This is a genomic window from Bacillus sp. HMSC036E02, from assembly GCF_001836235.1.
Taxonomy (GTDB): Bacteria; Bacillota; Bacilli; order Bacillales; family Bacillaceae_G; genus Bacillus_A; species Bacillus_A cereus.
This window is the reverse complement of record NZ_KV827846.1, coordinates 40538-52577: the sequence shown is the minus strand read 5'-3', so window position 1 is coordinate 52577 and position 12040 is coordinate 40538. Positions and strand designations below refer to the sequence as shown.

Below are 12040 nucleotides of genomic sequence, written 5' to 3'. Positions count from 1 at the left end.
TATTGAGTTTAACAAATGATTGAATAGGCATGTTGTTCGTTGGTATTCTCTTGGATTCATTCCAAAAATATTTTTACATATTCGATTTAGCCGTTCCTATTTATAGTGCGATAGAATATTCATTTTCTGGAAATGGGAATATCATTGACTATGAACATTCTATTACAAAAGCACTATTTGAAGGCTACCAAGAGGAAAATGAACTACCAAAAGAGATGATAGACAAGTTTCCATTATTTATTAAATTAAAGGAGATTTTTGAATATAGCTTAATGCATATGTATTGGGATAAAGAAGAATTAACGGAGGAACAAGTACGGATTATGAACCTTTATAGGATGAAGATCGAAAATAAGTATACCTATATCAATATTTAAGAATGCTGTTGTTTAACTAAAAGGAAACTTTGGTTAAACAACAGCATTTATTAATTTGCTGACAGCCTTTTTTATGACTTATAAATACTGATTCAATAATCTTTTCAAATACACTTCATTTTGCGGTGATACTTTTTCAGAAAATCTAGCTGCAATAATAATAGGAGCCCATTGAAAAACTTCATCTCTTGATAAGCCGGTACGACTGCAATATATATGTAAATACATCTCAGCTAATTCTACCGAAGATTGTGAGTACAACAAGTATGTTCGAAATACATCTGCACGAATATCACCTGAACTTGCATCTACCCAGTCTATAACTTTCACTTTCTCTTCCTTACTCAAAATCAAATTAAATGGATGGAAATCTCCATGACATAGCCTAAAATCAAATGTAATAGAATCTAATTTTTGTAATATATTCTTCTTTTTGCTTTCATCCAATTTATGTACAGATTTAATTTGACGCTCTAACCTTTTCCTCATTAACTCCATTTCATCTGTATTCACACGTATAGCATGGATCTTTTTTTGCTCATTAACACAAAGTCCGATATAACGCTCTGCCTCATTTAAATTATTAAGTAGGAGATCACCAACACTGTCCCCTTTTACGTATTCCATAATAATTGCCTGTCTATCGTGTATCTTTGTCACTTCAAATACGTTTGGAACTGGCAGCCCGCATGAATAAGCATATTTTTGTTTTTTTGCTTCATTCATAGACTCTGTATCTGGGAGGTAATCTTTAAATAATTTTACAACCTTATCATCAGTTAAATAAATTTCTGCTGTATTCCCTTTTGCAATTGGATTACCTAAAACCACTTCATTTCTCCCCTTAACATAAATTAAAATAACACCTTATACCCCTCTTTAAATTCACTATAATCCTAGCTAAAACCTTCTTCACGAATATACAAAAAACTTACCGCTTTCCATCCTTAAATAGAAAGCGGTAAGTTTAATTGTTTAGGAATATCAGAATGAAACTCTGATGTATGCACAATTGAAAATGTATATCCTTGCTCAATAAATGATACTTCATTACATTTACATTCAAATGATACACTATTTTTCTTAAAGTTATTTTGGATTCGCTGTAAAAATACGACGTCTGGTGTTCCGAAAGAAACGTGTACTTTCGGTGATAGAGCTTTCATCGCGATTGGAATCCAAGGTCGCTGCCACCAAGTTGCGACGACATAAGCAGTGCCACCAACTACAAAGTTAAAAATATCCCCGTCTTCCGTCGTTTTCATATTTAGATTTGATTTCAGCCATTCCCTAAAAATAGGTACACTTTTAACAGGAAGACCAATTTCCCTTACATATAAAATATTTAAAGGTGACTGCGGTACTAATACATCTTCTTTAACATAACTATGCGCGATAATTTCGAGTAGATTTCCATCTCCGTCTTTAAAGTATAAATTGAATCGACCATCCTCTTCATCAATTATATGACCATCTTTCCATTTCGCAATGAGTAATCCAGACTCCTCAAGCCATCTTGCTGTTTCATGAAATTTTGAATATGGGATTTCAAAAGCAAAATGTGCAGGTGCAATTGGTTCATACACTTCTTGAAAACTAATTGTTGTATAAGGGGTTACTTCAAATTGAATGAAGGATGCTGTTTCTTTTTTTATTGGAAGAGATAATATGTCCTTATAAACTTGTTTTACCCCTTCTATGGAAACCGTTTGTAGTTTTATATCTGATATATGTGTAATCACTTTACATTCCTCCTCATTTCTTATTATCTATTCGTATTGTATTACACTTATAAATAGATAAAATCAAACGGAAGAATGGATTTTTTATATAGAAACTACAACTTTAGTATGAATATGTTAGCTTCTTTCATTGCTAGTACAGTAATGTTTCAAAACAATTATGCTCCATATTTCATTTTTTTGATTAACACTTTACTTATTTTTATTTTTTTAAGTTTCCCCTGCATTATTTCCATATAAAAAAGCTGCCTTTCCTTAAACGAAAAGCAGCTTTTACACTAAAATATATTATAATTTAACAGCGATAATCATAAACCTTTTTGAATTCGTACGAATCCCTTTTTCAGAACTATTTGTTTCAATGAACTTTTGTAAAATAGTAAAATCCTCTTCCTCTTCTCCAAATCTAGGAATAATAGGTGTATGTTTTAATAAGAAAATAAGATCTTCAGGCGTACTGTAATAATCAGTAACATCATATTCACGTACTTGCACGAGTTCAAATCCTGCATTTATAAGTTCACCCATATACTTTTCTTTTAAAGTTCCATCTCTTTCACCTAAGCATTGTCCTCTGCCAAATGCTTCTTTCAGGTTTAATTTATCATTCTCACTTACTTGTTGTGTTAAGAAAAAGGCACCCTTTTTCATTACTTTTGCTAACTCAGATGCTAGAAACGGAGCATGACAACTTGAAGCAATATCAAAATGGGCATGCGGAAATGTTAAAGCTTCAGAACCAATTTGAAGAAACTCAACATTTTGTACACCTGATTTTTTCAAGTTAGAATGTGCCGTTTCAATCATGCCGTTAGAATTATCAATTCCAATCAACAATTTAGCTGATGATGCTATGTTAAGTACATTTTCTCCTCCGCCTGTACCAACATCAAGTAGAATGTCTGATGATTTACATCTTTCTTTCACTTCTCCATAAAAGTCCCATATTTCTCCTACAGTTTCACATTTTATTTTACTAAAATCCCATCCATTTAATCTTCCTACTTTATCATAAAAGCTTTTGTACTCTAATTCATTCACCTTATAACTCCCCTTTGTAAAAACGAATTAAATATGTATAATAACCTACAACACTATTTAATTATATATTATAAAATACAAATTATTAAAACACCATTCCACTTCGTACGACGCTAAGTTTACATAACAATTTTATAGTTCACCTTTATCTATATGTTCTAAATGTCCTCTTCCCCAACTACACATACTATCCAAAACAGTACTGACTGTTTTTCCATGCTCAGTTAAGCTATATTCTACTTTAGGTGTTATTTCTTGATAATGCTTATGAATCTTATAAATCTCTTTCTCTTGTAAAAAGGCCTGGCCATAATAATGGAATTGCACATACTGTTCTATATTTAATGCAAAATAGTTTTACTACGGGTAATGTATTATTTCCAGATGGAGGGTACACATATCATTAAATTATTAGCAACAAAAGCCCCTTATTACAGTGGCTTTTGTTGCTAATTTAAACATTGCTGAAGTAATATAGGATTCTCTTTTATTAGTTCTGCTAAAACAAAAGTTGTGAAAAAGGTCGTAAGATTAACTCTTTATCTAGCAATCCTTTTTGTTCTCGAATCATTCCGCCTCATCCAATAAAAGCCGCCCTAATTTCTATTCCCTACACTTTTATATAAAATTAACCTTATAAAGGTAGGATTCAACAACTTCTTACAGAATTCTATATTTAATACGTATTGGGCGGATTATTTTCAAGTTCCTCTATAAAAAAGGGAGGTCATACAATTGTGAAATTTGTACAAGAACAAAGATTAACTGTCAAGACAACTTTTTCAAAAGAATACAAGATTTTTATTTTTGGTTTACTCATTTCACGAATCGGGGATTCACTATATACTTTTGCACTGCCTTGGATTGCCTATCAATTAACTGGTTCAGCTGTAATTATGAGTTCTTTATTTGCTGTTAACGTATTACCAATCGTTTTATTTGGCCCTTTAGTTGGTGTACTAGTTGATCGATATGATCGAAAAAAGTTACTTTGGATGGCAGATATCACCAATATTATTTTAGTAAGTCTCGTACCAATTTTACATGCATTACATATATTAGAAGTCTGGCATTTATACGTAATTACTTTTATCTTAGCAGTTATGTCCATGCTTTTTGATGTAACAACAGTTACAGTCATTCCACACATCGCAGGTGCATCATTAACGAAGGCTAATTCTTTATATCAAATGGTTAATCAATTGGCTAGTTTGTTTGGTCCAATCATAGCTGGGCTTTTCATATCTTTTATTGGCGGCTTTCAAGTACTTTGGATTAATGTTCTTTCATTTATTGCTACATTAATTGCTGTGATTATATTACCTTCTATGAAAAACTTAAATAAAAAGAATACTGATAAAAAAACATTGCAAAATGTACTAAATGATTTGTTTGATGGATTTAAATGGCTCAAAAATGATCGGTTAAATATAGCTTTGTCACTTCAAGCTATGGTAGGTAACTTTGGAGCAAGTGCTGTTTTAGGTGTACTTATGTATTATTTATTATCGACATTAAATCTTACCTCCGCACAAAGTGGCTATAATTATACTTTAATAGGAATAGGTGGGCTTTTAGGAAGCTTAATTGCCGTTCCTTTAGAAAAGAAATTTCGACGTGGTGTACTTATTCCTTTACTCCTATTTTTAGGAGCGCTTGGGTTAACATTTGCTTTGTGGAGTACATATTGGCTTGCTCCCGGAATTGCTTTCGGAATCGCGATGACATGTAATATCACATGGAATACGATTGTTACATCAATTCGGCAGGAAACTGTTCCATCCAATTTGCAAGGACGTGTTTTAGGTTTTTCTCGTGTACTTACACGATTATCTATGCCATTGGGGGCATTAGTAGGTGGAATTATTTCAGCCTACAATCCTGTATTTATATTTGCTTTAGCTGCTTTTACTAAAATAATTGAAGTCTTTATTGCCTTATATAGTCCGATACGAAAACTGTAAAGAGGAAGATTTATATATATTGAGATATTAATAAAATAAAAAAGGCATAAAACATGCCTTTTTTTATTACTTATTTGTTTATTGGATAACAAACTTCTGTAACCCACTTATTAGGATCCGATTCCATCGCTGGGCTCACATGATAAATATTAAACATTGGACCTGCTAATTCGTAACCTTCTGTCTCAATCCATTTTGCCGCAGCTTCATTTACAGCTGTCATCTGTTCATAACTTCCATTAACTGTTATGGAAGCTACATGAGTTGATTCAATCTTTTTAAATGCAACGTCTTTTGTATTTTCGTGCTTACCAAGAATACTTAGCTGTATTTCTATATCTACATCATTTTCTTTGTATTCACTATCATGGAAAACCGCAATACTATAACTTGGATGGTCAATACTAATATTTCCTATTTGAATTTCTTGCATCAATATACTCCATAAATCACCTTCGCAATTATACGATGGGATAATCTTTCTAACACTAGCTACAGTTCTTTCTGGAATTTCTTTTATTGAAACATGATAATTCATCTCAACAACATCCTCTCTCATCATTTTCATTGAGCCTTCGAGGAGACGGAACTGTTTTTGGAGGTTATTCATGTCTTCTTTAACTTGAGCACTACGATTAAAAAATTTCTCTTTTATGGTATCTATATTATCGCATTCTATTATTTCTTTAATAGTAGCAATATTAAACCCCATAGCTTTTAACGTTTGAATTTGATTTACTTTTTTTAATTGGTCTGCTGAATAAAATCGATATCCACTCTGCTCATCGACTTTTACTGGTTGTAGTAATTCCACTTTATCGTAGTGTCTCAACATTCGTATACTAATGGAAGATAGTTTTGAAAAATCCCCTATTTTAAACATGATTTCCTCCTATAAGTTACATCTACTTTGAAGCTCAACTTTATCTTAAACAATGACATTGTGTGAGGGTCAACTGTTTATAACGTTTGAATTATATTTCTTTAATTATTTACCCTTATATACTCTTCTGTCTTATGCCTATAAAGATTGATAATAATCCGTTCACAGCTAATAAAATTACTATAATACTTGTAAGTAAACCTACATCTGCCGCAAATATTTTTATCGTACGCCATGGTGAGCTTGTACAATAAGTAAGAAGTGGGATGAAAATAATAGATAATAGTAGGAATAGAGCCCCTACGAATAACCAAGTTAATTTTTTTACAGTTTCCTTATGTTTATATTTTTTAATTAACATAATTGATGAAATGAAAAGCGCGAGTATAACTGTAGACATAACAATTTGTGTAAATGGTATGCTTTTATGGGGATCAACCGGTTCTTCTTCATTCAAAATATTAATAATCCCCTTTTTTAATACTGAAAGTGCTGGTTCTTCTAATACATGATTTTTATTTGTTAAAATCACACCACCCCAGCCACTTTTATTTAAAGTAAATATTTCTGTACGAGCATCGGGCGTTGATCCTGAATGCCAAATCATCGTTTCGCTTTCATTTATACTTGTTGTTCTTAATCCAAAACCATAGCTTTTTTCTGAATTTATGTTATAAAGTGGTGTAAGATAAAGGTCGATGTTTTCTTTCTTTAAAAATTGAGTATCTTCTTGTCGATTCAAAAACATAATAAATTGAATCATATCTTCCAAATTTGCGGTAATATAACCATACGGTGCCCCGGCATTATCATAGGATACTACACTTTTTCTTGGTATGCCAAACCATGACTGATAACCTGTTAAATAGCCTTTTTCATATGCAGTTTCTTTACTTGCTGCCGCACCATTCATATTTAATAGCTGAAAAACATGTTTTTCCATATATGAGGAATATGTATCATTTGTAATTTCCTCAATAAGTGCACCTAAAACAATATAATTCGCATTACTATATTGATATTTTTCTCCTGGTAGAGCAGTTAATTTTACATTTGAAAGTCTCATTACATTTTCTTTTAATGCTGTAGAACTTTTGGATTGCTTATCTGATATTAATAAGCCTTCATATGTGTTTATTCCGCTTGTATGAGTTAAAAGGTGTTGGATTGTTATAGATGAGGATATTTGAGAATCTTTTAGTTTAAACCAAGGAAGATGTTGTTGAACTGAATCCTCTAATTTTATCTTTTTGTCTTCTATTAATTTTACTATAGCTAAAGCTGTTAAAGATTTGCTTATTGAACCGATTGCAAATGGTGTTTTACTAGTTATTTTTTTTTCAGATTCCCCAGTAATCCCCCACGTTTTAGTGAAGAATACATCTTTATTATGTACAATTGCAACAGCAGCCCCTGGAATATTCTGTTCCTTTATAAATTTTTCAATATACTTATCTAAAGTAGCTTTAATATCTTGCTGAGCATATGCTTTTGGATAAATGATACATAATACTATTACATTACAAAGAATATAGATTTGAAATAGTTTATAGATAGTTTTCTTCATTATACTTTAGATAGCTTTCTTTTTTTATAACTTACTAAGCTAATAAACACTACTACAGAGAGCATAAAGCTAATCATTATTAATAAAACGTTCCACCATTGATTCTCTGATATGCGATATAAAATATTATAATTAAATGTATTTTTGCTATTAGTTGAATTAAATGATTCAGTTAAAAATATTGAAAATGTAGTTTGCGAGATGAGGTAAGTAATAATTGCGATGAATATGCCACGTAAGATAAATGTGTTGAATTTTCCTTTTTCATTTTGAAGTTGTTTCATTTTAACTTGTAAATCAATTTCATTTATTTCTATAAAATCTTTAACAAATAATTGAGGGGTACCTAAATCATCTATACTGTCTTCACCATGTTCATGACACTCTTGAATATGTTCTAATATTTGTCTCTTAATATTTTCCCTTTCTTCTAAACTAATATCGTATTGCTTTAATTCCTTAAGTACGTCTCTTAAAAATTGCTTTTCTTTACCTATCAATTTATTCCTCATTTCAGAAGGTCTCCTTTCAAACCACTTTTTAATAATGTTTGAATGTCCAATTGCAATTCTAACCACTCATTAATTTTCTTCTCAAGACGTATTTTCCCATTTTCATTAATTTCATAATAAATCCTCACTTTACCACTGTCTGTTACCTCTTGATAAGTGTTAACCCACTCTTGATTTTTCAACTTAGTTAAAATAGGATAAATACTTCCTACTCCTTTCAATTTTAAATTGTTTATTTCAAGTTCTTTCATAATCTCATAACCATAACTTTTCTTTTTCGACAAAATAGATAATACACACATTTCTAAATGACCTTTAATTAAACTTGTTCTATCCATAGGATAAATTTAACAGAAATATATACTTCATTCAAGTATATATTTCTGTTAAATTTAAAAAATCAGACAATGAAAAATAGATTAATAAACAAAAACATATCACTTACGAACCATTTTAAACCTTAATTTTCGTTTTTATAATATAATAATTACATAATATATTAATCGTTTATCACTATTTGTTTTGTATCTCTCCTTCCATATTACTTCTTTTCTTATTGAAAAATATTGTATGGAGACATAAAAATACTAAAAGATCCAATTTCTTAATTTTGATATTAAGAAATTGGATCTTCTTTCATTACCTTGTATTAATCATACTGCGCTAATATATACATTATAAAGAATATATGTTTTATTAATTTATGTTAATAAAACATATATTAATAAAATTTACTGATTACTCTCAAGACATTCATAAACCGCCATCATATCTCGTTTATCCAACTCACGTATGCGATTGAAAATGGGTATTTGTCCAACAACTTCTGTTAATAAGCTTTCATTCACAACATCACTTACTTTTCCAGTTAACCACGTTTGTACATCCACGCCCTCGACAACTTCTTTTAACCCTTCGTCATTAATACCACTTGCATTACAAGTTACACATGGAATTGTTAGTTTAAAGACACCATCATGTAGATTATCTTCGGTTATCACTTTCTTACCTTTACAAAATGGACATGGATTACTTTTTTTAATTTTATTAATTTGGGTAACTAATTTTTTGTATCCAAACGCTTCGTATACATACGTAAGTTTTTTATATTTACCATTTGTGAAATACTTATCTATAATGGTTTCTCTCGTTTCATAAACATTAGGGAAATCACAAACAGTTACCTGATTATTAACACTAATGGATTCGATATTTCCTTTTATTTCGCTCCAGAATGGTAAGACATTTTGTAACACCATTTCATAGTTTGAAAAGCTTGCTTGTTCTAATTCAAACATTTTCAATGCAACTTGTGCTTTTCTTGGCAATAAAGAAACATCTTCCGTCAATACCATATCGCCACCAACAATAGACTTCAATTTAACAAGTGCCGGTAAATCACCAACTATTTTCAATACTTTATTAATAGGCTGATTGATTATTTCACGAATATCTACGTTACCAAATTTAAGTGGTTTATGATGATTTAAAACCGTCCTCTCACAAATTGGACATTTCATCATTTTTTTTGAACTCTTAATTTCTTCTTTAATAGGTGCTTTTGAAATAACAATATATCCACCAATAATTGTATTAAACCCTACCCATGTTCTGCGTGTCTTTCCTTTTTTATCATAAAATGATTTTTCAAAATATCCGTACCAAAACGTATGCTTTTCTTCTTCTGACATATCATTATAGCTCTTTGACAAATCGTGACCAAGCTCATTTTTTATTTCTTCGAATAGAAATTCTATTTTTTCATGCTGATAAAATTTTAATACCTTCATGATTTCTTGATCGAATAGCCCATCCCAAAATGGAACACTTTTATCTTGAATGGCAATATCTTTATCAAAAACTTCAATTTGAAGACGTCCAGAACAAGATGGACAATGATTGTCCTGTGAATAGAAATCAAAACTTCTCGTATCTTTATTAATTGGATGAGCAGCTACAATATGATTAATTAATCCACCAATCTCATATAAGAAACTATATTGACTATATAAATGTCTTTCAAGATCAATAGCAATAACAGGTGCGATTGTATCAGATTCATATTCACCATAAATTAACCTAGCCATTGATGATAAACTTTTTAAAATACCGCCCTTATAAACATTTTCGGCATTTTTAAAATAGTTAATATGATTTTCTTCTAAATAGTGAACTCCTTTTTTCTGCTTAAGCATTGAAGAGATATTTATTTTCTCTGTGCTATTCACATTACTTTTTTGATGATAGTAATCCTCATGATTAACAACATCCAAATGCTCTACAGATTCATTCTGCCTTTTTCCAAAATCAACTATATAATCAGAGCTTTCTAACATGTAACGATTATGCTCAATCATAATGATAGAAACTGATTCATCTTGCAGAATACCTCTAATACTATCGATAAATTGATTTAAAATATTTTGTGATAAACCTTTTGAAGGCTCATCAAAAATGAATAATGTATGTGGATTTCTAGTGTTTGCAAATAATTCCGAAACTAAATGAACACATTGAAACTCACCTGTCGATAATGTTTGTGTTTTTCTCTCTAATGTTAAATAGCCAAGCCCTAATTTAATTAGTAAGCTCAAACGTTTATAAGCGATATCTTCATTTGGAAGTTCATCAATAATATCCTCAATCGAGCGCTCAAAAATATCATCAATGTCTTCACTATACTTTGTGAGTTTCTTTTTAATATCTAGGAAAGTTGCTACAGTTGATCGACTTGTAATTGATTGATTTCGGTCTTGTCCTACCATAACTAATTTATCTTTTGGATATCGTTTTAAAAAATCTGTAGCTAGACATTCGTTGACAAGTGTAGATTTCCCACATCCCGATTCTCCTGTAACCGTTACAAGCCTGTTTTTAGGAATTTGAAACTCCGCCATTTGGATATTACGGCAATATAAATCATAGAATGTATAATATTCTGTTGGTATTTCTTTATTTCGCTCCCACAGTATTGACTTTGGTCTTGGTGATTCTTTCACAATTTTCCCGCCATATTTTCCGCTACCAGGTCCAAAGAACAATTGCTCATCAGTTGTATCTAGTACCGTATCTGAATGATCAATAAGCCAAATTTGATTTTTACACCCTAATCGTTTAATCTCTTCCGAAATTTGTAATAATGTTTCATGATCAAGTCCAACTGAAATCTCATCAATAATAATTACAGCATTTTCACTTACTGCCATGAATTCAGCCAGATAAAGTCGTGTTAACTCCCCACCTGACAACGTACCCATAATTCGATTTAATGTTAAATAACCAATGTTCATATTAATAATATTTTGCAGTATATGCTGTTTTTCCTCACTAATATTTAATTCTTTTGCTAGTGAAAGAATAGATTCAACACTTAAATCATTAATATTTGAGATTGAATGTGGCTTTTCCAACAAATCAATTTCATATTGTTCAATTTCTTCACTATAACGTTTTCCCTTACATTTTTTACACTCAACATTTTTTGTAGTACCACGGCCTTTACAACCAGTACACCAGCCTAATTGATTATTAAATGAAAAGACCTCTGGAGAAAGATTAAATACTTCAGCAAGTTTTTCCCGAACCTCTGTAAAAACACCAGTATGAGTACCAATCGTTGAACGCGGATTAGACGAAATCGATGATTTTCCTAGAAAAAGTACTAATGGCATTTCTTCCATCTTAATAGCACTAAAATTTGTTTCCATAATGTTAGGAAATAAATATTGATATTCAGCCTTTGGTAATAAAGAAACTAATCGTTTTTTTGACTCTTCACCAATTGTTTGGCAAAAAGTTGTTTTACCCGATCCAGATAACCCAGCAATTCCAAACGATTTATTAAACGGTATAGTTGCATCTAATTTATTTATGTTATTAGCAATTAATTGATTTACTTTCATATTAACCTCTATTCTTATTTATTCACAAAAGCATTTTTAAAATATAATAATT

Annotated in this window: 10 protein-coding genes and 2 pseudogenes; 3 read left to right on the top strand and 9 right to left on the bottom strand. The window is 30.7% G+C overall.

Annotated features, from left to right (window positions below; all coding sequences use genetic code 11):
* Positions 1–29: 29 nt before the first annotated feature.
* Complete coding sequence (locus HMPREF2590_RS13720; protein WP_000899729.1) at positions 30–377, top strand: hypothetical protein; 348 nt, start codon at positions 30–32, stop codon at positions 375–377.
* A 78-nt stretch (positions 378–455) separates the two neighbouring features.
* Here the strand turns inward: HMPREF2590_RS13720 and HMPREF2590_RS13715 are convergent, their stop codons facing one another.
* The 4 genes and pseudogenes from HMPREF2590_RS13715 to HMPREF2590_RS28930 form a co-directional block, all read right to left on the bottom strand.
* The gene (locus tag HMPREF2590_RS13715; RefSeq protein ID WP_000242838.1) at positions 456–1208 is read right to left on the bottom strand and encodes an aminoglycoside phosphotransferase family protein; all 753 of its coding nucleotides are present in this window, start codon (positions 1206–1208) and stop codon (positions 456–458) included.
* Between the two features lie 116 nt (positions 1209–1324).
* The gene (locus tag HMPREF2590_RS13710) at positions 1325–2119 is read right to left on the bottom strand and encodes a VOC family protein (RefSeq protein WP_000627945.1); all 795 of its coding nucleotides are present in this window, start codon (positions 2117–2119) and stop codon (positions 1325–1327) included.
* A 288-nt stretch (positions 2120–2407) separates the two neighbouring features.
* A complete protein-coding gene (locus tag HMPREF2590_RS13705; protein WP_001003880.1) occupies positions 2408–3160 on the bottom strand; it encodes a class I SAM-dependent methyltransferase in 753 nt (250 codons plus the stop codon).
* A 132-nt stretch (positions 3161–3292) separates the two neighbouring features.
* Positions 3293–3427 (bottom strand): annotated as a pseudogene (locus tag HMPREF2590_RS28930) (winged helix-turn-helix transcriptional regulator); the annotation flags it as partial.
* On the opposite strand from HMPREF2590_RS28930, the pseudogene HMPREF2590_RS28925 reads away from it, so the two are divergent.
* Both HMPREF2590_RS28925 and HMPREF2590_RS13700 read left to right on the top strand, forming a co-directional pair.
* A pseudogene (locus HMPREF2590_RS28925) lies at positions 3424–3567 on the top strand (SDR family oxidoreductase); the annotation flags it as partial. The pseudogenes HMPREF2590_RS28930 and HMPREF2590_RS28925 sit on opposite strands and share 4 nt — an antisense overlap.
* Positions 3568–3897: 330 nt before the next feature.
* Positions 3898–5124 carry an MFS transporter gene (locus HMPREF2590_RS13700; RefSeq protein ID WP_000673886.1) on the top strand — a complete coding sequence of 409 codons (1227 nt, stop codon included), beginning with the start codon at positions 3898–3900 and terminating at the stop codon, positions 5122–5124.
* A 70-nt stretch (positions 5125–5194) separates the two neighbouring features.
* Here the strand turns inward: HMPREF2590_RS13700 and HMPREF2590_RS13695 are convergent, their stop codons facing one another.
* From HMPREF2590_RS13695 to HMPREF2590_RS13675, 5 genes are all read right to left on the bottom strand, one after another.
* Entirely contained in the window at positions 5195–6007 is an 813-nt protein-coding gene (locus HMPREF2590_RS13695; RefSeq protein ID WP_000472625.1) for a MerR family transcriptional regulator, read from the bottom strand.
* A gap of 115 nt (positions 6008–6122) precedes the next feature.
* Complete coding sequence (locus HMPREF2590_RS13690) at positions 6123–7574, bottom strand: serine hydrolase domain-containing protein (RefSeq protein WP_000751428.1); 1452 nt, start codon at positions 7572–7574, stop codon at positions 6123–6125.
* Positions 7574–8086 (bottom strand): hypothetical protein, encoded by a 513-nt coding sequence (locus HMPREF2590_RS13685; RefSeq protein ID WP_001244705.1) that lies wholly within the window; start codon positions 8084–8086, stop codon positions 7574–7576. Before HMPREF2590_RS13685 ends, HMPREF2590_RS13690 begins: the two co-directional genes overlap by 1 nt.
* Complete coding sequence (locus HMPREF2590_RS13680) at positions 8083–8424, bottom strand: PadR family transcriptional regulator (protein ID WP_000376286.1); 342 nt, start codon at positions 8422–8424, stop codon at positions 8083–8085. The genes HMPREF2590_RS13685 and HMPREF2590_RS13680 overlap by 4 nt, the downstream gene beginning before the upstream one ends.
* 393 nt (positions 8425–8817) lie before the next feature.
* Positions 8818–11988: an ATP-binding cassette domain-containing protein gene (locus tag HMPREF2590_RS13675; RefSeq protein ID WP_000867757.1), complete on the bottom strand. Its 3171-nt coding sequence runs from the start codon at positions 11986–11988 to the stop codon at positions 8818–8820.
* Positions 11989–12040 lie beyond the last annotated feature (52 nt).